The organism is Enterococcus sp. E4-223 (assembly GCF_035727065.1).
Taxonomy (GTDB): Bacteria; Bacillota; Bacilli; order Lactobacillales; family Enterococcaceae; genus Enterococcus_B; species Enterococcus_B faecium.
This window is the reverse complement of sequence record NZ_JAPMLH010000003.1, coordinates 99,379-123,134: the sequence shown is the minus strand read 5'-3', so window position 1 is coordinate 123,134 and position 23,756 is coordinate 99,379. Positions and strand designations below refer to the sequence as shown.

29 protein-coding genes, 1 tRNA gene, 5 pseudogenes and 1 other annotated feature are annotated in these 23,756 nt (G+C 35.1%); of the genes and pseudogenes, 9 read left to right on the top strand and 26 right to left on the bottom strand.

Going from position 1 to position 23,756, the window contains the following annotated elements; translation table 11 throughout:
* Positions 1-14 precede the first annotated feature (14 nt).
* The 3 genes from OS139_RS05745 to OS139_RS05735 all read right to left on the bottom strand — a co-directional run bounded on the left by OS139_RS05745 (position 15) and on the right by OS139_RS05735 (position 4,596).
* Positions 15-1,004, bottom strand: coding sequence for a mannose/fructose/sorbose PTS transporter subunit IIB (locus OS139_RS05745; protein ID WP_002289456.1), 990 nt, complete (start codon positions 1,002-1,004; stop codon positions 15-17).
* Positions 1,005-1,106: 102 nt separating this feature from the next.
* Positions 1,107-1,598, bottom strand: a complete 492-nt coding sequence (locus tag OS139_RS05740; RefSeq protein ID WP_002289455.1) for a mannose/fructose/sorbose PTS transporter subunit IIB — start codon at positions 1,596-1,598, stop codon at positions 1,107-1,109.
* A gap of 190 nt (positions 1,599-1,788) precedes the next feature.
* The gene (locus tag OS139_RS05735) at positions 1,789-4,596 is read right to left on the bottom strand and encodes a sigma 54-interacting transcriptional regulator (RefSeq protein WP_179188970.1); all 2,808 of its coding nucleotides are present in this window, start codon (positions 4,594-4,596) and stop codon (positions 1,789-1,791) included.
* Between the two features lie 680 nt (positions 4,597-5,276).
* Here OS139_RS05735 and OS139_RS05730 point away from each other — a divergent pair.
* Together OS139_RS05730 and OS139_RS05725 are read left to right on the top strand one after the other, a co-directional pair.
* Positions 5,277-5,921, top strand: coding sequence for an SHOCT domain-containing protein (locus OS139_RS05730; RefSeq protein ID WP_325066832.1), 645 nt, complete (start codon positions 5,277-5,279; stop codon positions 5,919-5,921).
* A 91-nt stretch (positions 5,922-6,012) separates the two neighbouring features.
* Positions 6,013-6,315 (top strand): DUF5960 family protein, encoded by a 303-nt coding sequence (locus tag OS139_RS05725; protein ID WP_002332080.1) that lies wholly within the window; start codon positions 6,013-6,015, stop codon positions 6,313-6,315.
* A 538-nt stretch (positions 6,316-6,853) separates the two neighbouring features.
* Here OS139_RS05725 and bsh read toward each other — a convergent pair.
* Complete coding sequence (gene bsh / locus OS139_RS05720) at positions 6,854-7,828, bottom strand: choloylglycine hydrolase (protein WP_002287105.1); 975 nt, start codon at positions 7,826-7,828, stop codon at positions 6,854-6,856.
* Positions 7,829-7,990: 162 nt separating this feature from the next.
* Here bsh and OS139_RS05715 point away from each other — a divergent pair, with 162 nt between their 5' ends.
* Positions 7,991-8,248 (top strand): hypothetical protein, encoded by a 258-nt coding sequence (locus OS139_RS05715; RefSeq protein ID WP_002295273.1) that lies wholly within the window; start codon positions 7,991-7,993, stop codon positions 8,246-8,248.
* 231 nt (positions 8,249-8,479) lie between these two features.
* On the opposite strand, the gene OS139_RS05710 is transcribed toward OS139_RS05715, so the two are convergent.
* The 13 genes and pseudogenes from OS139_RS05710 to OS139_RS05650 form a co-directional block, all read right to left on the bottom strand.
* Positions 8,480-8,911 carry a DUF4231 domain-containing protein gene (locus OS139_RS05710; RefSeq protein ID WP_002308843.1) on the bottom strand — a complete coding sequence of 144 codons (432 nt, stop codon included), beginning with the start codon at positions 8,909-8,911 and terminating at the stop codon, positions 8,480-8,482.
* 250 nt (positions 8,912-9,161) lie between these two features.
* Positions 9,162-10,180, bottom strand: a pseudogene (locus OS139_RS05705) (peptidoglycan recognition protein family protein).
* Positions 10,177-10,596: a phage holin family protein gene (locus OS139_RS05700; protein ID WP_002332083.1), complete on the bottom strand. Its 420-nt coding sequence runs from the start codon at positions 10,594-10,596 to the stop codon at positions 10,177-10,179. The pseudogene OS139_RS05705 and the gene OS139_RS05700 overlap by 4 nt, the downstream one beginning before the upstream one ends.
* A gap of 53 nt (positions 10,597-10,649) precedes the next feature.
* Complete coding sequence (locus OS139_RS05695) at positions 10,650-10,940, bottom strand: hypothetical protein (protein WP_002332084.1); 291 nt, start codon at positions 10,938-10,940, stop codon at positions 10,650-10,652.
* Between the two features lie 45 nt (positions 10,941-10,985).
* Positions 10,986-11,563 (bottom strand): annotated as a pseudogene (locus OS139_RS05690) (putative HNHc nuclease); the annotation flags it as partial.
* A 5-nt stretch (positions 11,564-11,568) separates the two neighbouring features.
* Positions 11,569-12,303 (bottom strand): Sak single strand annealing protein, encoded by a 735-nt coding sequence (locus OS139_RS05685; protein ID WP_002332086.1) that lies wholly within the window; start codon positions 12,301-12,303, stop codon positions 11,569-11,571.
* Positions 12,296-12,637, bottom strand: a pseudogene (locus OS139_RS05680) (hypothetical protein). Before OS139_RS05680 ends, OS139_RS05685 begins: the two are co-directional and overlap by 8 nt.
* Positions 12,638-12,695: 58 nt before the next feature.
* Entirely contained in the window at positions 12,696-12,824 is a 129-nt protein-coding gene (locus OS139_RS05675; protein ID WP_002332089.1) for a hypothetical protein, read from the bottom strand.
* Entirely contained in the window at positions 12,793-12,966 is a 174-nt protein-coding gene (locus OS139_RS05670; protein ID WP_002301528.1) for a hypothetical protein, read from the bottom strand. The genes OS139_RS05675 and OS139_RS05670 overlap by 32 nt, the downstream gene beginning before the upstream one ends.
* A complete protein-coding gene (locus tag OS139_RS05665; protein ID WP_002332090.1) occupies positions 12,963-13,151 on the bottom strand; it encodes a hypothetical protein in 189 nt (62 codons plus the stop codon). The genes OS139_RS05670 and OS139_RS05665 overlap by 4 nt, the downstream gene beginning before the upstream one ends.
* Before the next feature lie 20 nt (positions 13,152-13,171).
* Positions 13,172-13,456 carry a hypothetical protein gene (locus OS139_RS05660; protein WP_002332091.1) on the bottom strand — a complete coding sequence of 95 codons (285 nt, stop codon included), beginning with the start codon at positions 13,454-13,456 and terminating at the stop codon, positions 13,172-13,174.
* Entirely contained in the window at positions 13,434-13,646 is a 213-nt protein-coding gene (locus tag OS139_RS05655; RefSeq protein ID WP_002322001.1) for a helix-turn-helix transcriptional regulator, read from the bottom strand. The genes OS139_RS05660 and OS139_RS05655 overlap by 23 nt, the downstream gene beginning before the upstream one ends.
* Before the next feature lie 2 nt (positions 13,647-13,648).
* A complete protein-coding gene (locus tag OS139_RS05650) occupies positions 13,649-14,425 on the bottom strand; it encodes a phage antirepressor KilAC domain-containing protein (protein ID WP_016628038.1) in 777 nt (258 codons plus the stop codon).
* Between the two features lie 76 nt (positions 14,426-14,501).
* On the opposite strand from OS139_RS05650, the gene OS139_RS05645 reads away from it, so the two are divergent.
* Positions 14,502-14,702 (top strand): hypothetical protein, encoded by a 201-nt coding sequence (locus OS139_RS05645; RefSeq protein WP_002321999.1) that lies wholly within the window; start codon positions 14,502-14,504, stop codon positions 14,700-14,702.
* Here OS139_RS05645 and OS139_RS05640 read toward each other — a convergent pair.
* Positions 14,674-14,904 carry a hypothetical protein gene (locus OS139_RS05640; protein ID WP_002321998.1) on the bottom strand — a complete coding sequence of 77 codons (231 nt, stop codon included), beginning with the start codon at positions 14,902-14,904 and terminating at the stop codon, positions 14,674-14,676. The two genes, OS139_RS05645 and OS139_RS05640, sit on opposite strands and share 29 nt — an antisense overlap.
* A gap of 297 nt (positions 14,905-15,201) precedes the next feature.
* Here OS139_RS05640 and OS139_RS05635 point away from each other — a divergent pair, with 297 nt between their 5' ends.
* From OS139_RS05635 to OS139_RS05620, 4 genes and pseudogenes are all read left to right on the top strand, one after another.
* The gene (locus tag OS139_RS05635) at positions 15,202-15,549 is read left to right on the top strand and encodes a helix-turn-helix domain-containing protein (RefSeq protein WP_002301535.1); all 348 of its coding nucleotides are present in this window, start codon (positions 15,202-15,204) and stop codon (positions 15,547-15,549) included.
* 35 nt (positions 15,550-15,584) lie between these two features.
* Positions 15,585-15,980 (top strand): annotated as a pseudogene (locus OS139_RS05630) (ImmA/IrrE family metallo-endopeptidase).
* A gap of 52 nt (positions 15,981-16,032) precedes the next feature.
* A complete protein-coding gene (locus OS139_RS05625) occupies positions 16,033-16,344 on the top strand; it encodes a hypothetical protein (RefSeq protein WP_002332094.1) in 312 nt (103 codons plus the stop codon).
* A gap of 11 nt (positions 16,345-16,355) precedes the next feature.
* Positions 16,356-17,503, top strand: a pseudogene (locus OS139_RS05620) (tyrosine-type recombinase/integrase).
* A gap of 92 nt (positions 17,504-17,595) precedes the next feature.
* Here the strand turns inward: OS139_RS05620 and rpmA are convergent.
* The 3 genes from rpmA to rplU are packed head-to-tail and all read right to left on the bottom strand — an operon-like array spanning position 17,596 to position 18,581.
* On the bottom strand, positions 17,596-17,889 hold the full coding sequence (gene rpmA, locus OS139_RS05615) for a 50S ribosomal protein L27 (protein ID WP_002289452.1): 294 nt from the start codon (positions 17,887-17,889) through the stop codon (positions 17,596-17,598).
* 12 nt (positions 17,890-17,901) lie between these two features.
* Complete coding sequence (locus tag OS139_RS05610; RefSeq protein WP_002289451.1) at positions 17,902-18,246, bottom strand: ribosomal-processing cysteine protease Prp; 345 nt, start codon at positions 18,244-18,246, stop codon at positions 17,902-17,904.
* 26 nt (positions 18,247-18,272) lie between these two features.
* Positions 18,273-18,581: a 50S ribosomal protein L21 gene (gene rplU, locus OS139_RS05605; RefSeq protein ID WP_002289450.1), complete on the bottom strand. Its 309-nt coding sequence runs from the start codon at positions 18,579-18,581 to the stop codon at positions 18,273-18,275.
* A 19-nt stretch (positions 18,582-18,600) separates the two neighbouring features.
* Positions 18,601-18,677: a sequence feature (ribosomal protein L21 leader region), on the bottom strand.
* 185 nt (positions 18,678-18,862) lie between these two features.
* Between rplU and OS139_RS05600 the strand changes: the two genes are divergently transcribed.
* The gene (locus tag OS139_RS05600) at positions 18,863-19,504 is read left to right on the top strand and encodes a uracil-DNA glycosylase (RefSeq protein WP_002332096.1); all 642 of its coding nucleotides are present in this window, start codon (positions 18,863-18,865) and stop codon (positions 19,502-19,504) included.
* A 61-nt stretch (positions 19,505-19,565) separates the two neighbouring features.
* On the opposite strand, the gene OS139_RS05595 is transcribed toward OS139_RS05600, so the two are convergent.
* From OS139_RS05595 to OS139_RS05575, 5 genes are all read right to left on the bottom strand, one after another.
* On the bottom strand, positions 19,566-21,197 hold the full coding sequence (locus OS139_RS05595) for a SulP family inorganic anion transporter (RefSeq protein ID WP_002294025.1): 1,632 nt from the start codon (positions 21,195-21,197) through the stop codon (positions 19,566-19,568).
* Positions 21,198-21,319: 122 nt separating this feature from the next.
* The gene (locus tag OS139_RS05590) at positions 21,320-21,679 is read right to left on the bottom strand and encodes a DUF1304 domain-containing protein (RefSeq protein WP_002323271.1); all 360 of its coding nucleotides are present in this window, start codon (positions 21,677-21,679) and stop codon (positions 21,320-21,322) included.
* A gap of 158 nt (positions 21,680-21,837) precedes the next feature.
* Positions 21,838-21,911, bottom strand: a tRNA-Arg gene (locus OS139_RS05585).
* A 308-nt stretch (positions 21,912-22,219) separates the two neighbouring features.
* Positions 22,220-22,903, bottom strand: coding sequence for an O-methyltransferase (locus OS139_RS05580; RefSeq protein WP_002288107.1), 684 nt, complete (start codon positions 22,901-22,903; stop codon positions 22,220-22,222).
* A gap of 127 nt (positions 22,904-23,030) precedes the next feature.
* A complete protein-coding gene (locus OS139_RS05575; RefSeq protein WP_002299609.1) occupies positions 23,031-23,549 on the bottom strand; it encodes a signal peptidase I in 519 nt (172 codons plus the stop codon).
* Positions 23,550-23,756: the final 207 nt, after the last annotated feature.

Sequence of the window (23,756 nt, the reverse complement as noted above, 5' to 3'; positions counted from 1 at the left end):
TTTAATATTATTTATTACGCTTTTGCTAATTCAGCTTTTGCTTTTTTCAAAATATCATCCATGTTATCGCGTGAATCATTAGGTACTTTACGTACATCGAATTTCACACCTTTTTGTTCAAGCTTCTCAAACGCTTCAACGTCTTCTTGTCCCATAGACAATACTTTACTTACAACGACTTTACCAACCGAATGCGCCATTGACCCAACATTTAATTCTTTGATGTCTACGCCACCTTCAACAGCTGTCAATACGTCTTCAGGATTTTCAAATAAAAGCAATGCTTTGGTATTTCCAAAACGAGGGTCTTTTGCTACTTCGATCATTTTGCTAATAGGAATAACATTTGCTTTTACACCTGGAGGAGCAGCTTGTTCGATTAGTCTCTTACGCAGATCATCCTTTGATACTGCATCTGAAACAACGATAATACGGTTTGGTTGCACTGCTTTTGTCCAAGCTGTCGCAACTTGTCCATGTAACAGACGTGAGTCAACACGTGCTAATACATATTTGATTTTCCCGTCTCCGACCACAGTTCCTTCTGGAAGTGCTCCTTTAGGTTGTGCGTCTTCAACTGCTGCTTTCGGTGCTTCTGCCGGTTCTAATTCTTCCGGTTTTACTTTTACACCGTCTTTTGCTGTTTCAATGATGTGTGCTGCAATTTCATGAGCAGATTCCATTGAAAAGCGTGATGCGTAGGCTTCAATCAACATTGGTAAATTCAAACCGCTGACGATTGCCCATTTATCTTTGTGCTCTTCGAATAATGTGTTTGATTGATTGAACGGTGTTCCGCCCCATAAATCAACTAAGAATAACACTTCGTCTTGATTATCAAAAGAAGCAACCGCTTCTTCCAATTTGGCTCTCAAGTCATCTGGACCTTCACTTGGTTTCAAAATCACGGCTTTGACGTTTTCTTGTTCGCCAAAGATCATTGAACCGGATTGTAAGATTCCTTCAGCAAATTGTCCATGACTCGCTAGGATAATCCCTACCATATTTATACCTCCTATTTACTTTTGTTGTAACAAATTCAAAAATATTAATAATTGCTAACCATTACAACAGAATTATTTGACCTTTTCCAACAACCATTCTTGCTACACCTTTTTGATTTTCGCTAGTAGTTCCATCAAAAGGATTTTCCTGTCAGCAGGTACTTTTCGAATCTCTAACTCCACTTCTTGACTGTTCAAGTAACGAAAGGAATCAATATCTTGTTGATTTACTGAAACAAAATTGGTAATCATTGATTTGCCTTCAGTAAAACTCATACCGCCGATATTCAACGACTTCAACTGTACACCGCAGCGGACAACCGCTTCAACATCTTGGGGATTGGTGAATAAAAGCATCACTTTTGCTCGTGATAATAATCCACTATGATAGATTTGAATCATTTTCTGCACGGTTATTACATTTGCTGTGATCCCCGGCGGTGCAGCTTCTTTTAGTAGAAACTTTCTCAATTTATCTTGAGCGACTACATCGCTGATCACAATGATACGTTCAACACCTGTTTGCTTCGACCAAACTGTTGCGACTTGCCCGTGGATTAAACGATCATCTATACGTGCCAATCGAATATCCATCTGCAAAACTCCTTCTTCCTCACTACTTCACAGAAACCCCTATCATTTCTGTGTGAACAACCACCTCCTAGCACACACTACTATAAGCAAAAAGCGTGCCAACTTTTTTACGATACACTAATTGAATTTAAAGGATTCTTAACCAATACACAAAAACGATACACTATAAAAGTGTATCGTTTTTGTGTATTCATGGCACAGTGTATTCTTTTTTATCTAACTGATTATGGACTAGACGTAGCAGATAATACATTTCTTCTATCGGCACTTTTACTTTTATCTGATCTTCCAACAGAACAACTGAGGCTGCCAATTGGCTATAAAGAGGATCATTCGTTGTATTTGTCAATTCGTTTTCTTCCACAGTCAATAGTTCATTCCGAATAATACGTTCGATCATTCCTGCTGTGTGCATCACTAGGTTGATTTTGAATCCATATTCTTCATCGCCGATTCCCGTCGTCTGAGAGATTTGTGTAGAAAATTGCCACATTGGATCGATTAACTTACTACCATTAATAAAGATGAAGTTATCAGAGATAAACTCAACACACGTATTTTTAGCTGACTCTTCATCTAGGGAGATGAATTCAGTTTCCTCCAATTCTGATTCCATCAGCAACTGATCCAAAATGACTTCGATATTTTGATCAATAAAACGTTCTAAAGGAATAAATGGGGCTTGGATATTCAAATCAGTAATCCCAGTAGTAGCTATGATCTGATATTCTTTTTGGATAACTGGCAGTTCTTCTTTCACTTCCACAATCGACAAAGCTAGAACTTCTAATTCTGTTTCTTGACGCTTGTTTACCGCTCGTTCGATCAATTCTTTGATTCTTTGTGCTGTACCTTCGCCAGATGCGCAGATAGCCAAAACAGCTTTTTTCTTATGAATAGGTTTTGCTTCCTGAACAGATTCTACAGAAGATATTTCTGCGTAACCTCGAAAATTTTTCAATGATTCATGCAACATATCTAGATCTGTCCCTAATACTGAGACCTTTCGTACAGTTTCCAAAACTAGAGAAGTTGTTACCATATCAACAGTACGTACTGGAATTCCAGTGTCTCTTTGAATTTGCGAATTAAACGACGCAAGGGACCCCATATCTACTAAGAGTATGACCCCGCTTCCTTCATCTACTTCTTGTACATTGCGTTCAATTCGGTCCAATGCTGTTTTCGGATCCATATCCAAAGGCATGTCTACTGCTCGTACGTTCTCTGCATCTAACAACTGTTGGACAACTTGGACCATACTGCTTGCTGTGCTGTTTCCGTGAGCTGCAACGACTACACCGATTCTGCCGCTTGCTTGATTTGCCCGTAACGAGACGAGTAGAACGGTCAAGTAATAGTCTTCACTTTCTGGAATCTCCACTTGAAAATACGTTTCGATATAACTACGCACTTCTTTCGCAACAGCATATTCATCTGGAAAATCAAAAGCCATCTCACGGATGTTATCATTCGTATGCCGTTCTTCTCCTAAGTTGATTTTTTTCAAAAAAGAACTGATATGCAAGCTCATAGCATAAATAAAGTTTTGCTGAAACTCATATGGTAAAGATCTTTTGACCATTACATAAATCTGATTGGTCACTTCTATGATTTTCGGATCTACAAATTCTGCTAATTTGCTGTCTGCATTAAAAGAAAAACCATGGTCTTTATAGAAAGACTTCAGATGGATGTTGATATCTGTAGAAATGAAATGATTGATTGCTTCTTGATCCAAACCATCCGACTTCAGTAAAGCTGCTTTATCTCCGATGATATCATATAGATTATAAGGTAACTCATAGGAGTCTGATTGGATTTTCATGATCGTATCATTTGGTGCTACAGTTATCTTTGGCTCCAATATTTTAGAAAGCTCTGCCATTGCACTGCGGTTGCTTGCTAATTGAATCAATCCGCTACGAATCCCTTCTGTCAAATCATCGATTGTGATCGATATTTCGGGTGATTGCATATGATTTAGAAATCCTCGTGCACATACTAACTGGATATTTGACTTCAATTGTCCTATATTTCCATAGGTCACACTGCCGATCAATGCTTTTGCTACATCTTCTGTCAAAGAAATCTTTCGCTGCGTGCGGTTTGCTTCGTGGGCAATCATGATTTTTACTAAATCGACTTTCTCATTTGCAGGACGTTTTTCAAAAGCCGGAAGTTTGATATTGATCGGGATACGCCGAACAAAAGTTTCTAATAGAGAAGAACCTGGGTCTTCTGTGGTCGCACCTACGATCCGTACATTTGCTTCATGGGATTTCGTTGTTTCCCCAAGACGACTGTAAGTTCCGTGATCCATAAAGTAAAAGATCATTTCTTGACCTTCAGGCGGCAACCGGTGAATCTCATCCAAAAACAGCATACCGCCATCCGCTTGGTCGATAATCCCCATTTTTTCTTCATCTGCGCCTGTAAAAGCACCTTTTGCGTACCCAAATAAATGACTCATCAAAAGCTCAGGATTATTGGCATAATCAGCACAATTGAAAACAATCAGTTCCGTTTCCTCATCTATTACATGATGCGCTTTTGCAAAATGATACATCGCGTGTGCAAAATAAGTCTTTCCTGATCCGGTAGGTCCTGTAATCAAACAATTTAATCCTCTTGGCGGATACAAAATCGCAGCTTTTGCCTGTTCCACTGAATTTTTCATGCTGCCGTTAGCTCCAATGATTTTTGCAAAGATATCCTTAGTATCTATTTGGAGTGTATTTTTTTCTTCAGAGACCGGCGTTTCTTTGTAACTGACTACATGTTTTGTAACTGGCTTTACGTGCGTAACGAGTGTTTGATATATGTAACGTACTGGTCGTCCGTCTGTCTTTATCAGTTTCCCTTCGCGCACTAGCTGATTCAGATCTTTACTGCTATTTGTTCGCTGAATCCCTAACACTTCAGCAATTTCCTGTGTTGTTACTCCTTGATCATATTCTGCCTTTGTTAAATGAGCGGTTTTTTCTTTGACATACATATAAATTCGGTCAATGCGTTTTGCCAATGGTATCGCTCCTTTTCTATAGACTGTTGTACTTAGGCTTCAAAACATAATACTATGTATTTATTTCTGTTTCGTCAACTATTTACCTGATTTTGTTTTGTTGATAACACGCGGATAGATAGAAATGTTCAATTTAAAAGAACGAAAAATCCCGATACGATTTTTATAATGGAAACAAGAAAAAGAACACTGTTTACCATATAATTATTTCACTGATAGCAAACAATATAGATTCCATCAATTGAAAACGATAGTTATCAAAACATTCTGATTCCAAATTGGCAAAAAAATATTAAGTGTAAAAAGACAAAGTAAACTTCGTAGCCTCCACTACAACTTTTATTTTTATAAACAAAAAAAGGCTGTGACAAAAGTCTTGTCACAACCTCTTTAATCACAAGATTCAATTAAGCTTCTTGAGCTACTGGATAAACAGACACTTCAAATATACCTTTTTCTGGTATATTCTGAACAATGCTGACAGCTTGAGATCACTAGATTTCTAATATTATCTATAATGTGCAATTTCCTGTTATTTCTCAAAAGTATGGTCAAAGTATGGTCATTTTTTATGTCAAATTTTCATAACTTCTTTTATATAATATTTTCCTCTGATAGGATAAGAATGTGAATATTATATAGAAGGAAGGTTCATGTATATGGGGTTATTCGGTAATAAAGAAAAAAAACTAGCTAAGAAAAAAGAAAAAGAAATAAAGAAGGCTGAACAAGCAAAAATTTTTAACTATTTTAAAGATAATAGTAACTTGATCATTGAAGATTTCTACTTTGATGATATCCATAATAAAGCTTTTATAAAGAAGTCTATATTAAAAAATAGAGAGCAGTGTGTATTCAACTATAATGACTTAATCAGTTATACACCGATTTTTGAAGGATCAAAAATAAAAAAACATCATGGAATAAATAGAGCAGTTGTTGGTGGTGTACTAGCAGGTCCTATTGGAGCTTTAGTTGGCGCCGGTACTGGTGGCAAAGAATTTGAATCTGTAAAACAATTAGGTGTTATGGTTCATCTTGCTGATAACTCATCAGTTAAATATTTAATCATTAACAGCGAAACTAAACTAGATTCTATTGTAGGAAGAGCCTCTATGGATATATATAATAAACTTGTTACGAAATTAGAATGGATAGTAAAAGAAAAAGAAGGAGTTCCGACTAACACCTCAGAAAGTCAAGCAGATGAAATAAGAAAATATAAAGAACTATTGGATGATGGAATCATTACAGAGGAAGAATTTAATAAAAAGAAACAAGAATTATTAGAAGTATAATATCAGTCAAAAAGATGAGCATTTAATTTAGCTCATCTTTTTTATTTACAAAACAAACGTTTGTTCGTATACTCTTTTTGAGGTGAACATTATGTTGATGGAAGGAAAAACACAATTATGGTTTAAATTTGACCCTTCGAATAGATTTATCAAAGATTTTTATAAAGTATGGGATTCAGAAGTTTTCTTCTTAGCAATCGAAGATAGCTTATTAATCAATCTCTACTATTCCAATAAAAACTACTTTAAAATCCCTGCTGCGAAAACTAGAATGAAGAAAGATGTGTATTTTTTGTTTGATATCGTGACTGACGTGCCAGACGCACGGAGCGATCATCGACGTTATGATTATATAAAGTATACTTTCGTTGATCCAGAAAGGTATATAGATTAAAATAAGTTACCTAAAAAGGACAAATACAAATTTTATTATCTTATTCATAGTAAGAAGATAATTTTAAGATTGCGAAATACGATACTATTTGTAATCTATAGTATCAGTCCTATAAAATAAACATCTAATTAATTACTCTAAATCCTAATTATAAGCCTTTTTTCTCACTTTTTTTCAAAAATATGGTATGCTTCTTAGTGAATTCAAATATAAAAGAGTTTAAAGCGTAATACACTTATGGGGAAGTGGTTTGGGGTGCGCTTTAAACTCTTCTTTATTATTATCTCACAGCATGCTTAAAAGGTCTATGGATTAAGTTATGTAAAAAAGTGCCTCTTTAAACGTCCTAAAATCCAAACAAGGATAGCATAATATACACTATCGTTGATCCAGAAAACAGGTAAATAAATTTTGCAAAAGCAATAAGTTAAAAACATTACAAAAAAGACAAGGATATCACATCAAGAAAAAATGTTTTGAAAATATCTTTGCCTTTTTGTATTATATCTATATTAAATAATCAATCACAACACACTAACTAATTTATATATTTAATTTGTTGTTTTTCTATAATTGGATAACTAATTAACTTATGACTATCTAAGTCTTCTTTATTCATATCAATTGCAGTAATTTGACTGTCTTCATATGTTCGATAATAATAGATTCCTTTGTCAACATTACAACAAGAAGAATAAATTGTATATTCATATTTTCCATCACCAACATCACACAAACCTTTTTGTTGTTCTACTGAACCTAAGATATGGAAAAATTGACTAATACTTTCTGACTCTGAATCTCCAGATACAGAATTCAGCTTCGTAAAAGTCGCTTTAACAAAACGAGATACTGAGGATAAATCTCCAGGCAAGCCTATCCCTCCCATACCGCGGCTATAGGCATTCAAACTTATTTGATTTGAAAAATTATTTTTAGGAGTTTCACTCGATAAGACACGATAATTGTTTAAATTAAATAATTGATAGTCAAATGAAGGATTATTGGTAAGAACGCCCACAGGGTTATCATATATATGAAGTCCATCTTTCATACTTTCAATGACAATTGATTTTTCTTTATCAGCTAATAGCCAATGTAAAGGGGATAAAGGAAGTTCATCACTATAATTTATATTTGCTAAATTGATATTTTTTAACAATTTTTTAGCTTCTCCTACTGTTGAGCATTGTCCTAAAATCCAAGGAATAAATTCAAAAGGAGATACATTGTCTTTCCCTTCTTGTATTTCTTTATAATCAGCATACCCAGAAAAATTTAGCCCAGCCATACTCAATCCTTTTTCATTTGTCGCATCGTAATAAAGAGGGTAGTCAGCTATACCAGCGGCAATACCAATCATTGCATAATGAGTATCCAAATCATTTACCTTTCGAAAATTCAACTTATAATTTCTTGGAGTAACAGTGACTACTTCATTGTAAGATATTTCATAATCAAAATTCCTTCCAAAATAATGATCACTTGTTACATAAGTAATAGACGTACACATAGTTTATTCCTCCTAAATATTGTTCTGTCCACGTTCATTTTACTCCAAAGTTTTCCTCATTTCAAAAGAAAATCACAGAATACACGAAGAAGCGTTTCTATTTGTATAAACTATATCAAAGTTCTATACTTAAATTATCAAATAAAAAGGACGTGAAGATAAATGTCAAATTTAGAAAACAAAGAAGAAAAAGTTGTAAACAAAATTGTTTCTGTTGTCAATAAACTGGATAAAGAGTTAGACGAACTTGATACGTTATCTGAAAATCCAGAAAAAAAACATAACCTAAAAAAATGGTTAGTTGAACGAAAGGCTATTCATGAAATTAAAAAAGTTCTTCATGAAGCTGATAAATATGAAAAATATGATGAAAAAGAACTTGATAAAGAATTTAAAGAAATCAATGACTTATTACTATAATTGATTTATACGACTCATTTTTGAGTCGTCAGACTGCAAACAACACTCTAAATTTAGGAGTTTGTCTACAGTCTGAATAAATTTTAAATTTATTGTCCATAATGTTATTATGAATTTATAGCATTAAGAAAAGAGATAAGACTTTACATTTTTTTAGGAATGTAAAGTCTTATCTCTTTTCTTAATTGTACAATTAGTATTATCTGCACTACTTTCTAATTAAATAAATTTTTAGTTATTAACTTGATTAAAATCAGAGATAATATCAATTAATTCAGTTTGAAGGGTTGTAACGATTAAATGGAAATTTTCTTCATCTGTTTTATTATATGGGGATGTTTTCGTTATATATAACAACTTTTCTTTTTCAATTTTCATTAATAACTCTGTCGAAGTCTGTACTTTATCTTGATAATTAAATGCAGACATCCCACTTTGTATAATTGTAATTATTGCTGAAGCAATTGAAACAATCAATAGTAAAGACCTGTGTTCGGAAGCCTGATCAATTAATATTGGGATACTAGCTGATAAGACTATTTTTATAATATTTCCGATACCAATTACTCTATTATAAAATCGAATTTCTTTTTTTAATCTATCGATTGTAGAATCAATAGATTCGATAAACGCTTTTTGATCCATCATTTTCTCTCCAATCATTTTATTAAAATCATTAACAAAAATATTATAATAGGATTTAAGTAAGTTCTAACTAATCACACATAAAAATAAAAAAACATTTGTATTTTATCAAAGTTTTATTATACTTGTCAATTTGTGTACATCCTAAAATATAAGCTATTTGTTTACTTCTGTAGAATATATACTTTGTTGTTAGATAAGTTGCACATGTTTATAGAATCTAAATAATAAATTTTTATGTACCGCCCCTCAAAGAGGGGGGAATTTTTTATCGTTGTGGAATATTTAAATACCAACGCTTGTCATGAAAATCTTGTGCTCCACCCTTAGTATTTCCTTCTGGATCGTTTGTCGCACGCATCATGACGTATACTTTCTTATTAGGGAAATCACGCATATTGAAAGATACATGATAGCCAACATTTCCTAAAGTATTATAAGCTTGATTTACGTCTGGTCTATAAATCCCATCAGCTCTTACTCTAGCTAGTTCTTTTCCAGTATTGTAGTCCATAATGAAAATATACTCGTATTTATAATTAGCAATGTGCCATCCTGCTACATGCAAGTTTGCGTTTTCGATTTCTCCGAACTGATCAATGTGAGCGTAATTTGTTCCGTCTGTCAGCGTAGGATTTGCTGCACCTGCTCTAGTTGGATCAATGACTGGTTTATCATCTGAAGTTGTCGGATTTTCATCGGTAAATCCATGAGCTAAATCATATGCTAATTTTTCTTTACTTACGCCCATTTCAGAAAGATAACCGTAAGGATCTGTATGATCACCCAAATATTTTGTGTTACCCATAAATGTGATTTAATTCCTGGTTGGTTATAAGGAGTGTCCAATGTTAATGGAATACCATATTTTATTGCTGAATCTCTAGCCAATTCAACGTATGCTTTATAGTTCTTTTCAAAAGTTGCTTTATCATGTGTGTGCTGTAACTCAATCTGCACAGGACTGTTAGCATTAGCATACGAACCAGCACCGTACTGCACATAACCAGGTTGATCGACTTGATAAACAATTCCGCCGTCTCCCACAATGTAAGCAGTGTAAGCACTAGTCCATGAACGTTGCATATACTGCGCTTCATTGCGTCCTGTTGCTGTTTCATTAGCCGTTTCATGCAGTAAAATGTACTGATTATTTGCTATTTGTGAGCTACCTTCATTTGCGCCCAAATTAAATTCATTATTGATCGCATAAGCAAAACCATTAATTGGCAATAAAAAAAGAGCCGTTAACAGGCTCATCGCAGTAATAGTAATTTTCTTTTTCATTTGTTTCCTCCTTGATCTTTGTTTTCAGTATCATTTCGTATTTGTTGAAATACTTCTTTTAACTTATCGGGTAGCGGAAGGAATACCGAAATGTTTTCTAAAAAACTGATCCCTTCATTTGCGACATAGAACATAATAACTATTTCTCTTAGAGGTATAGAGTTTCCAACGATTTTCTGTGCTTCAACTGTAACGGCAATCACCACGAAGATTAAAACTTTCTTCAATAATCCTTCGAAACCGACCTCGCTACTTACTTCTTTTAATTTCCATGCCTTCGCAAGTCCAGTCAAGAAGTCCACACCCACAAGAAAAATTAGAACATGTAGTATATTGTCCATCCCTCCCAGTAAACCAACAATTGTCCCGCCTATCACCCCAGTCATTACTGAAAGTGTGTTTAAATATTTTTCCACTATCCATATCTCCTTTATACAAAAAGCGCACTCGTTTGAGTACGCTTTGCATTTTATTTTAATGTGTTTTCAGATACATCGTATATTTTCTCAGCTATCCTTTGCATTCCTTCGTCATTTGGATGCCAATTGTCACTTAAGCCTTTAAATGTTTGTACACCTTCTGGCCCTTTGGTAGAACTGTCTTTCCAAATATTTGAAATGTCAGCTACTGGTAAATCATATTTTTTACCCGCTTCTTTGATAGCTTTATCAAACGGAATAGCTTTGTCTCCCTGATTCCAAGTCGTAACTAAAATAATTTTTGGTTTCTTATTTCCAATGGTCGACACCGTTTGAATCATCGTGTCTAAGTTCGCTTTAAATGTTTCGATGTCAGAACCATTTTGATGGATTCTGCAAAGTGCTGCAAATGTGTACTCTGAATGATCAACTTCTTTGCGCTTTCGTCTTCCTAGCGCTTTGTCAAAGTGATCGATGTCAGCTCCTGTTTTGCCACAGATACAGCAGACTCTTTTTGTGATGCATTTGTAGAAGTAATATTCTTGATTCGCTGGTAAAATCTCATAGCCTTCTTTGAAAGGAATATGATGTTCAAAGATGAAATCTAAGATGATATTTGCTAAGACGTTAGCATCGCTTACAGTTGTATTCGATTCGTCTTTGAGGCTTATTTTGCGCCCTGTGACACCTTCGAAACGGAAGTAGAAGATTCCTTCCAGAAGTCCGTTGGCATCCCTGTATCGATGAAAATATCGCCTATGAGCGCATAGATGAAGTTTCGTTGCTGTACAGTGAAACGTCTAGGATCAATAAAACGAATTTCAATGACTCGATCGCCATCGTAGCCGTCATACATTGTCTTTAGTCGATCAATGTTCACTTCTTCATTGATCGTTGCACCTATGTCTTTTCCTTTGAACTTTTTCAGAACCGCTGAATATGAATCGATTAATGGTTTAAACACTCATATCACTTCTCTTTTGTTTCTTCTCTGTACTGATCTTCAAGCCAATTAACGCCTCGTTTTAGAATACCCAAGTCTCTCTTGGTCCATTTACTGTCATCAGCGGTTATAGAAGCCGCATCAGTCAATGCAACAATTGCTTCATCAATTGATTTTTCGTACTTGTTAGCAACCAGTTGTAAAGCATCCAAGAATAGCTTTTTGCTTCTTTGAGTAGCTGGTTCAAGCATTGAGACGTCTTCTGGCATATCTTCGCCAGCAAATATATATAGCCCTAGCCCAAACATCGCTAGATTTTTTACAAGACAACGCATGATTGTTTTGTTGATATCAAACATCGTTGCTGCTTCAACTCGCTTTTCGATTTTTCCAACAATCTCTTTTTTCTTCGTTTCGTTATTCCACTGATAATCATTGACTTCGTAGGTATATGGCTCATCTTTCATTGCCTTGTTTGCACCATCCATGACTGGTAACCACATGTCACGCTTTACTCCGTTGGCTGTGATACTGGTAAAAACCATATAGCCTGTTTTTTCATCAAAGAGGTATGGACGATGCGTTTCTGGATCACGATAGATTTCGTAGTCTACTTCTTCGCAGATTTTGCTGACTTCTGCCCACGCCCATGCCCAGGACAGATAAGTTAGTTTGTTTCTTTTTTCAACAACATCATTGACGGTTATCTTGTACAGACTATTGAATAATTTGTTATCGTTGCGTTTCGTTCCTTCACTCATCAAATTCTGCCTCCATTTCAGCAATGTATTTCTTACCTGCTCCGTAATAAGAGATATCGATCAAGTTATCCCTTTCGTACTCTTCTAATGCATCAGTCAAGCCATTTTCGATGACGTAAATATATTCAGGTTTGTTTGAATGTTTTGATAGATGTATAAGGTAAACATGATCCCAAATACTCACAAAATTTCCCAAGTCATCTTGATCTCATGATAGTTCTTCATCCGTCAAGAGATTTCGTCTGATTTTTCGATTATTTGTTTCCTTGATATTCGATTTGTCCCAACTAGGATCAGTCAAATATTGATCTAGAGTGGAAAGTTCATTTTCCATATGTTAAAATCTCCTTAGTTATGATTTTTTGAGTGACTCATTGCTTTGGTCGGCGGAGTCACTTTTTTATTTGTTGCCATGCTTTTTTCTTTTCGATATGTTGCTTGCTTAAAATAATAGAACGGCTATTTGCCCACCAATTATCAGCAATCACTTTACCGATTTTTAGCGCTTCTTCTCGTGCCATAGTTGCTCCTTTCTTTTGAATCAAGCAGATTGATTAAAACCATCAATGCTGCAAACAAACTTCCCCCGATAATACTTTGGTGCGCTACAATCACTAATAACCCCAAAATGAATCCTATAAAAAGTGTGTCTGTCTTCTTCATAATCTAATCTCCCTATTTTTTATTTCTAGCATTCTCCAATCCTCAAGTTCAGAAGCAATTAGTTCAGCTTGTCTATCTGATAGCTCATCGGCTTTTCTAAGCGCTGCACGGTCATCTTGTAATTGTTTCCTGCGTTGTTTAATCAAACCGAGAATTTGATGTTCTTGTTGCAATGTGTAGGACATAAAATCATTCTCCTTTGCCTTTAAAACTCAAAGTTTTCTTTCAAAAATCTTTGAAGTTCCGATCGTTCAATTCTGATGTCTAACTTGCTCCACTGCTGTGTTTTTAAGCCTAGGTTTATCCAATGTGTTAATTTGTCATCACCAATTCCTAAAACTTTTCTTACCTCTGATTTGTTTGGATATGGAGGAAGCTCTACTGATTTGTTCATAAGGTGTAATCGTTCGTCCAAAGAATTAAGCACTGCATTCGTGATCTGTGTAGTTAATTCGGAAACTACTAAATTATCTGGAATTGTTATTTGCATGTTTTTCCTCCTTTTCTAATTCTGCTAATACTGCTTCAATTGGCTTGATTTGTTTATCTGGCTTTCTACGTCCATTCATAATATCCGACATATAAGCTGTTGAAATATTAATCTTTTCAGCTAACCAAGCTTGACTCTTGTTATGCGTAGCTAGCGCCACACGCACTTTTAAAATGAAGTCCTGCGACATAACTATCTCTCCTCTAATAGATCAATTTCTGGAATATATCCTTCTTTTTTTAGCGACTCATAAATGAACAAACGTCCTTTTTGAGTCCATTTTGTATTCATCACAACTTTTGTTCCACCATCAGATTTCGGAATCTCAGTTGTATGAGATTTTGTATATCCTTGTCTCATATGTTTCTTACATAATAGCCATTGATTGCCTACTTTTTTCTGAATACCTAGTTTATGAAGTAATTTATTCATCTGTTGGGGAGACATCCCATAATCTGCTGCAATCTGACTAATTGTTACTGAATCTGTAGAAGATAATATGCTATCTAAATACGAAATTTTGGGTTCGTATTCTGCAATTTTTTGTTCTGCGATTAGTCTTCCAGTACGTTCTTCTTTCAACTTAGTTGCTAATTGGATGATTGTATCTGGATTAAGCAAAGCTTCTTCTACTTTTTCTGGAGTTAGATAACCTCCATGTTTTCTAATTGCTGGCAACACTTCGCTAGTCACCCAACGTTTAAATTTCTTAGCATTTGGTTGTTTGCTTCCTAAAATTAAGGAGTACAAACCTGATTCGCTAATAATAGTTAACCCTCTAGGCGATTCAAAAGTACCGTTTTGGTAGTTTTGCCGATCTTCTACATCGACGTGTCTGTTAATATCTCTACTACCATTTTGGTACCCTAGAACTTTAGCCACATCTTTTCCAACAAAAAATGGTTCATCATGTATTGTTACTGTTCTTACTTCATGTTGTTCAAAGTTAAAAATTTGCGGTGTGTTCATTTTTGCTCATTCCTTTCTTTGATATAATTCTCTTATCAGTAAGTGGTCTACTGAAATAATTTAAGGTGGTGAAAAAATGTTAGTTGATCCAAAAGAGTTTGCTTTAGCTGTTGTCTCTTCTTCAGATTCAAAATTAACCGTTCAAGAAAAATTCAAGTTATTCAAAGAAGCATACACATACGCTTCTAACGAGAATAATGTCGCCCTGAATGAAGCGAAACAAAATGAGCCTTCTGTCCAAGAAAAAATCAAACGTGCAAAACAATTGGGGCTGTAGCTAACGCTTTGAGGATTTCTGCAATTACGCAGATTTCCTCTTTTTTGTATTTATCTGCCAAATGATTAAATGTAGTAACAGCAGTTAAACTTAATTGCTGTTCTGGGCCATCAAAAGCTCTTTCATACATTTCAAGCAATTGAAGTTTTTGTCTATTTTCAACATCTAAATCATTTGCTTCTAATTTCTTTCCTGATTCCATTTTTTCCTCTCTCTCTATTTAAATTTGTAAGCTGATAAAATTAGCTAATTTTGTTGACAGTTTCTACAAAGTTTTGTAGAATAAGTGCATAGTTAAATAAGCACAGAATTACCCTATAAATTAACATTCTAAGTTTCCTGACCTTGAATTTGTTTACTTTATTAGGTGTCTTTCTTATTGCTTGTTAGCTTATTAAATTAGCTTACGAACATATATCACTATAAAGTTTTGTAGATGTCAACGATTATCTACAAAGTTTTTAAGATGTGTTTTAGGCATGATCGGAGAATCATTATTATGACAACATTTGAGAGAGTAAAAATGTTAGCAGATAAACGCAAAATATCTATTGTCGAATTGGAAGAAAAACTTAATTTTAGTAAAAATTCACTTTATGCGTGGAAAAAGAGTAAGCCATCCATTGATAAACTAAATGCAGTTGCTGACTATTTCCATGTTTCAACAGATTATTTGCTAGGACGCACAGATGATCCTAACGCGGGAGTTGCACCAGAGGAAAGAAAACTAACCGTGGAAGAAGCTTTAGCATCTGTTATGAGTAGCGACGGAAAACCGCTCACCGATAATGATAGGGAAATACTATCAGCTATGATTGAAGCATATTTAGAGAAAAAAGATAACTAAATAAGTAGGTGAGTCATTTGGACAGTCAAATTGAAATGATAATTAATGAACTCGGCGTTAAGGTAGAAGAGCGTGAAAACCTTGATGCCGACGGCCATTATGTTGCTTATATGAATACCATAGTAATAAAAGCTAATTTATCTAAGTATAGAAGACAAAGAACCTTATTACATGAATTAGGACACGCTTCTAAACATCATGATAATTATTTTTTATATAACTTAGCATTCTCTCTCCATTCAAAAATGTAATATGAGGCTGATCGCTTTATGATTGAAAAATTATTAGATAGATATATTGCAAAGTCTGAATTAGAACCACACAATATCAATTACATGAAATTTATAGAAGATAATAATTTAAGCGTTCGCTTCGAACCACTTGTGAAAGAATTATTAAAAGCTCGCATCTATTGTTATGCAGCTCTCTAAAATTTTTTAAGCAAAAAAGAACATATGTTCAAAAATAGAAAGGTGAACAAAAATGATATATACAGAATTCAAAGAATGGTTAGAAAAAAACACAACCGGATACGAAACATTTATCATCAAAGCTACTAATTATCAAATTGAAAAAAACAAAAATAGACCCCAAAAAAAACGCTGGGATTATAAGAAAATAGATAAAGCTGTATTAGAAATGTGGAAACAAGTCGTGACTAACTTGTATCAAACAATTCGTAAAGAAAAAGGAGTTCCATTAATTAACGGGAAGGAAATATGGCTTGAATTTATAGAGGAACAAGGACTGATCGAATTTTTCAATGATAGCATGGCAGAATTAGAATTTGAATAGGGGTAATATTGATGGCAATGATAAAACAATATAAAAAGAAAAATGGCGAAAAAGCATGGTACTTTAAAACTTATCTCGGTATTGATCCGCTAACTGGAAAGAAAAAATATACTACTAAACGAGGATTTAGAACACAAAAAGAAGCAAAAACAGCACTTTCTAGGTTAGAACTAGAATTACAAAAAACAGGAATGCCCACAAGTACAAATACTACTTTCAAAGAAGCAGCAGAATTATGGCTAGAAAGCTACAAAAAAACTGTAAAAGAAAGTTCATATTCAAGGACTAAAATAATCTTTAATAAACATATATATCCCAAATTTGGAAATATTAAGCTTTCTAAAATTAATACGGCATATTGTCAAAAGGTAGTAAATGATTGGAGTGAAAAAGGAACTTCAAAGCAGTACCCTCTTTTCATAAACTATATGAATAAAGTTTTTAAGTATGCTATAAATATTGGTTTAACATCTGATAATCCAACATTAAATTTACTTATTCCAAAGCCACAAATTAAAACAGAAAAGAAATTAAAATTATATACAAAAGAACAGTTGGAATTATTTCTAAATGAAGTATCTCAAGAACAGAATCCATATTTTAAAAACAGAGACTATACGCTCTTTAGACTATTAGCATTCAGCGGATGTAGAATCGGCGAAATATTAGCACTCACTTGGGACAATATTAATTTTAAAACAAATGAAATGGCCATTAAAAAATCTGTAGCTCGTTCAGATAAATATTATATATCTGAAACTCCTAAAACCAAAAAATCAAATCGAATAATTTATTTAGATGAAAAAACTATAAAGCAACTAAAATTTTGGAAGCTCGAACAAAGAAAGTACTTATTTCAATTAGGATTTGCTAAAGCTAATTATTTGTTTACCAATGACGAAAATAATTTCACAATTAATCAGTCATGGCAGAAAGATACAATATATATCGTGAGCGTGCCGGCTTACCTTATATCGGTCTGCATGGTTTTAGACATACACATGCATCAATGCTATATGAGGCAGGCGCAGATCACAAAGAAGTCCAAGAAAGAATGGGCCACGCAAATATAAAAACTACTATGGACACATATACACACATTACTAACAGCAAAAAAGAAGAAACAACACAAAAACTAACAAATTATATTAACTTCTAAGAAAGTATGGTCAAAAGTATGGTCAAAAAAAATCCCATAATTTACAAAAAAGCTCCATCCCTTGCCACACAAGAGATAGAGCAGTTTATTTATTAAGCTTCTTGAGCTACTGGATAAACAGACACTTGTTTTTTGTTACGGCCTTTACGTTCGAAACGTACTACGCCATCAACTTTTGCAAATAAAGTGTCGTCTCCACCGATACCCACGTTTACACCTGGATAGATTTTTGTACCGCGTTGACGGTAAAGAATTGATCCACCTGTAACTGTTTGTCCATCAGCACGTTTAGCACCTAGACGTTTTGATTCTGAGTCACGGCCGTTAGATGTAGAACCGCCACCTTTTTTGTGGGCAAATAATTGTAGATTCATAGATAACAACATGGTCTGCACCTCCTATTTATCATTAATTGTTTTAATTTGGATATATTCTGAGTTTTCAGCTTCTATCGATTGTAATCCTAATAAAAGATTTTCTAATAGAATCTCAGCAATATTGTTTTGTTCTTGTGTCATTCCTGAAGTGACTTCGGTATAAAGATAACCGCCTTCTTCTTCATTCATTTCAACAATCGGCTCAAAACCGGCTAATGAGGCAATCCCGTTGACAGTGCTGATCGCTAACGCAGAAACACCTGCACAAACGATATCACTTCCATAAGGACCAGCATCAGCATGCCCGGTCAAAGTGAATGAAACGATCTGACCTGCGTCATTTCGCTTAAATGTTCCTTTGATCATATATAGGCCTTCTTTCTCAAACGCTATTAAGCGTTGATCGCGTCGATAACCACTTTTGTATATGGTTGACGATGACCTTGTTTACGGTGTGAATGTTTTTTAGGTTTGTATTTGAAAGTAACGACTTTCTTTTGTTTGCCGTGTTTTTCAACAGTACCTTCAACAGTTGCACCTGCAACAGTTGGAGCGCCTACTTTTGTAGATTCGCCGCCTACTAAGATAACTTCGTCAAAAACAACTTTTTCTCCTGCTTCAACGTCAAGTTTTTCAACATAGATTGCTTGTCCCACTTCAACTTTTACTTGTTTACCACCAGTTTTAATAATTGCGTACATGCTATAAAGCACCTCCTTCTGATATACTTAGACTCGCCATCCGAAGTGACAGCATATGCTGTGCTTATTACTTGTTCTGAGCGGTTGTAGCTGTGGAGTCCACAATTACAACAGTACTAGCTTACCAGAACAGCAACCGTTAGTCAACTAAATTTAAAATCAAAAAGTAAAACAAAAATTCAAGCAATACTTCTGCTTTTCTATCCTCACAGTTCTACCAAATAAAATAGTCGCATTGTGTTTCTTTTATTCTTATAATAAAAGAAAAAGGAGGAGCATAAATGGAATACCCAAAAGAACTGATACAAGAAGCTTCTTTAAGAATGAACGGCCGTCCTGTAGAAGGATTTATCGCTGGGCAAGGACCTCTTCATCCTAAACTGATGCTCGTGGGAGAAGCCCCAGGGAAAACAGAGATTGATACGCATGTTCCTTTTAGCGGTCAAGCTGGCAAAGAATTGATGCAGGCACTTTCTTCAACTGGCTTAACACGAGAAGAGGTGTATATCACCAGTGCTGTAAGGAGCCGCCCGTATCGCGTGACTCATCGGATCAATAAACGGACACAACAGTCAGAAACTGTTTATCCAAATCGGACACCTACTCGTTCCGAAGTATTTGCGCATGCACCAATATTGGATTACGAACTGATGAAGGTCCAGCCAAAATTAATTGCGACACTTGGAAACATTGGTCTTCAACGTTTACTTGGCAAAGAATATACGGTTACCAAAAATCATGGTCAACTCTATACAGGGCCTGTCTTACAATTAACAGAACAAAAGGATGCCTACGAATGGTCAGAAAAAAACTATCGAATTTTTCCACTTTTTCATCCAGCAGCTATTTTCTACAATCGCTCCCTTGTACCTGTTATCCATCAAGACTGGCAAGTACTAGCTTCACTTTTACAGCAAGATTAAAAAGAACAGACAAGACCATAAAATCTTCAGTTTACAGTCTTGTCTGTTCTTTTTCATTGTTTTAATGGCTAATTGCAGTATATTTCGCATGTAAAGCTGTCAACGCATGAGCAACTGTTTGATGTTGATGCGTGAATGTATGTTCCCACAAGTGAGAAAGTTGTTTTTCTACTTCTGGCTGCAAGGAAGTATAGATAATCGTTTGTCCTCTTTGCTCTGCTTTTTCTTGAAATTCATCAAAAACTGCACGTGCCGTCAAATCAATACTTGGTACGCCTCGCATGGAGAAAATGACACCATCGTGATGATTTAGTTCTTCCAATTTATTTTTGAGTTTTTCTGAAGACATAAAAAACAGTGGACCACTAATATACACTACTGTCCAGTTATTCAGCTTTTCCGTTTCTGGCAGCCCCATTCTTTGCCAATCGATCGTTTCTAATGAAATCGTGATAGCAGCGCTTTTGACAACAAAAAATACACAGCCGCCGATCACCCCGATCACGATAGCAATACTTAAATCAAAGATAACTGTACAAATCATCGTAAGGATAAACAATAGAACTGCTGACCAATATTTATTAGTAAATAGCTCCTTGATCGTTTCCCATTCATTCATACGCCAAGCCGTCACGATCAAAACACCTGCAAGTGCTGGCATTGGAATCTGTGACATCACTGGCGCAAAAACAAGCATGGAGAGCAGTAAGACAACTGCATGTATCATACCAGCTAATCTAGTTTGTGCACCAGATTTGATGGCCACGCTTGTACGGGCGATGGCCGCAGTAGCAGGAATCCCGCCAAAGAAAGGAAGCAACAGATTTCCAATTCCTTGCGCCATTAATTCTTGATTGCTATCTAAGGGCTTATTTGCCATTCGGCCAGCCGAAGCACCACATAGCAAGCTTTCAATCATTCCTAATAAAGCAATGCTAATAGCTGGAACTGCCACTTGTTGCAAGGCAGAAAAGCTAAAATCTCCCATATTCAAACGATTACTACTGATCAATGTTTGTGGAATCTTACCCACAGTTGCTACTGGTAAATGGAACAATAGCATAACTGCTGTTGCCAAAATGATAGCCAGCAGCGAACTAGGCATTCGTTTCGCCCATTTTTTTGGATAGATAAACATCCCTAAAATGACTAGCCCTCCCATGATCAAAGAGGCTGTGTTTATCGGAAATCCTATCGTTTGATAACTACTTAGTTTTTCAATAACGTTTGTACCTTCCGAGTGAACACCAAATAAATTATCGATCTGACCTAATGCAATAATGATAGCAATACCTGAAGTAAACCCCGTAATTACGGGTGCTGGGATAAAAGAAGTCAGTGTTCCTAATCGGAAAAGTCCTGCTGCAAGTAAAAATAGACCCGCTAAAAAAGTAGCAAGCAATACACCTTGCATTCCCTTTGTTGCCGCAATAGACATCAAGATAGCTGCCATCGCACCTGTCGGACCTGATATTTGATAAAAACCGCCTGACAAACCGCCAATAACGATACCGGCAATGATAGCCGTAATCAAACCTGCGGCCGCATCAGCTCCGCTTGACACCCCAAAAGCCAAGGCTAAAGGCAATGCTACAGCAGCTACTGTGATCCCAGCCAAAAGATCTTTCTGAAATCTTGAAAGATCATAACCTGAAAATTCTTTTTTTAGTGAGGAAACATAATTTTTGAACACCTATCTAACTCCTTTTTCATGAAATTTTCTAAAATACCATTCATTAGAATATCATATTTCATGAGATAAAGTAATATTTTTCACAAAGTTTCCTGTTAGATAAATTCTTATTTTTTCTATATTTATAAGAAAATAGAAAGCAATGCCAACAGAGCTAGCCCACCTTGTTTGAGTAAAATCCAACGATCGCTAGTCAAACTGCCATATAATGCAACAAAAAAAATAGATATTAATAGCATACTTGTGATTTCTTTAGATGCGGAAGAAAGATAAGCTCCATAAAGTAGTCCCACTCCTAATAGTCCATTGTACACTCCTTGGTTCTTAAACAATGTTTGAACAGATTTTCTGCTTAACTCTTCTTTACTCATTTTAAAAACCCTACTTGTCGTGTCAGAATCAGTTCTCACCGTTTCGATATACATGATATAAAAAAATTCAATTGCAACTAGAGTCACTAAAATTTTCGATAGTATCGTCATATCTTCTTCCTCTTTTCTGATGAGTTTTATTTTTTTGCTCCTTATAATTGTACTCGATAAGGATGTTTTTTTATTTTATTTGCCTTTGAAAACAAACAATATTGGCACAAAAAACAAAGAAAAACCGTTAGAAACTTCATTTTCTAACGGTTTTTTAGCGTCACAGGAGGGATTCGAACCCCCGACCGTCCGCTTAGAAGGCGGATGCTCTATCCAGCTGAGCTACTATGACAAGAATCAGCGGAACATCAATAATTATAGATAATTAAATTGCTTCTGTCAATACGAAATAGTTATTTAATTAGCAAATGATGAATTATTTTGGCCCAACTACTAAATCAATCTTTTAAAACGAGACATTCTCCTTCAGCTGTTCTAAGGTTATCAATTGAAAACAGGAGCTACATTGACTTCATGCTACTCCTGTTTATTTAGATTTCCTGTATCCTTTAATTGACTTACAAATATAGAAACTTTTACATCAAGTTCGAATTGAGCCCTCGATTCAATCGATTATCTACAGGCTGCCATAATCATGTATCACAACTCGATTGTTTCTGATTCCTTTGTCATTAAGATCACACCATCACCTAATGGCAAGATTGTCGATGTCAAATCGGGATGATCCATCACAACACGAAGAAATTCATTTAATTTACGATGGATAGCTCGTTTGCCACGGGGAATCTCTTCATCTGGGAGCAAGATCGTTCCTCCTTGGAAGATGTCATCTACCATCAAAACGCCACCTTTTCTTAACAAACGTAAGCATTCAGGTAAAAATTCAATATATTTTGATTTTGCACTATCCATAAAAATAAAGTCATACGGACCAGACAACTCCGGCAAGATATCTGCTGCTTGACCTTCAAGCAAAGTCACTTTATCTGTCAGTCCTAGACGTTCATAGTTTTTTTTAGCTTTCTCGATCATGACATCGAAACGATCAATTGTCGTAACATGAGCGTTTTCTCCGATTGTCGTGGCCATGACACTTGATGAAAAACCGATAGCTGCTCCGATCTCCAAGATTCGTTCAGGCTGAAGCTGTCCAAGTAAAAATTTCAAAAATACAACTGTTTCATGGGGAATAACTGGTACTTCTGCTACATGAGCTTCTTCTTCCAGTTTGCCTAGCTCACCCGGTAATTTTTTTTGCTGGGTACGCATAAAATCCAATAGTTCTTCTTTGACTACAGGACGATGCATCATTTCATTGCGCATACTACTCCTCCTCTTCACACATTATACGAACAACTGACTAAATCTACAAGCTGCATGAGTGTTTTCTCGTGTTTCATGTTCAGAAGAATCGTTGGATCTCTGGAATACATTTATGTTTTTAACATTCTTACAAAAATTTCTGTGTTCGTCTCCGCTTCTTTTTCAACTCTACAAAAGTATTCCATGCTGTGATTCCTGTTAGGCAAAAAGCAATCGTAAAGAATAACCCCTGAATCCATGCAAATGCCGTTTTCGAAAGGACTAGTCCAATATATGGAATCTGAAAGATGGGACTACCGATAATATTTCTCTTTTTTACTACTCCAGGCTCAATATAAGTCTTTGTATCAGCTTTTGTATAAAAATCTTCGTGGTTGTTTTCAACGGCTATTACGCGACGCGTCGAGATTTTTTTTCCTGAATTTTCATAATATGTAATAATATCTCCGACTAAAATCTCATTTGTATTTTTCGGTCGTACATATATCAGATTTCCTTGTGCATAATATGGACTCATTTCTTTGTCCTCAATAATATAAGGAGTCAAACCAAAAATTCGGGGAACCAAGACGACGAGAAGAATAAGAATTAAAAATATAATCAACGTTATAGAACTTATAAAAGTTATTTTTTTGTAATCAGGCATCGTTTTCAACTTCTTTCTTTATTCAATCCTTCTTAATCATATAATAACGATAAATTTTTTTCAAATTATAGCTGTAAAAATGTTTCCCTTTAATAATTACATGTTTCTAATTCTATTTCCTCATCTTTATCTCATTTTTTATTATAAATAATTGACGTTAGTTTAAAAAACGTTTACCCTAACATTACAAGTTTTAGAAAGGAATAC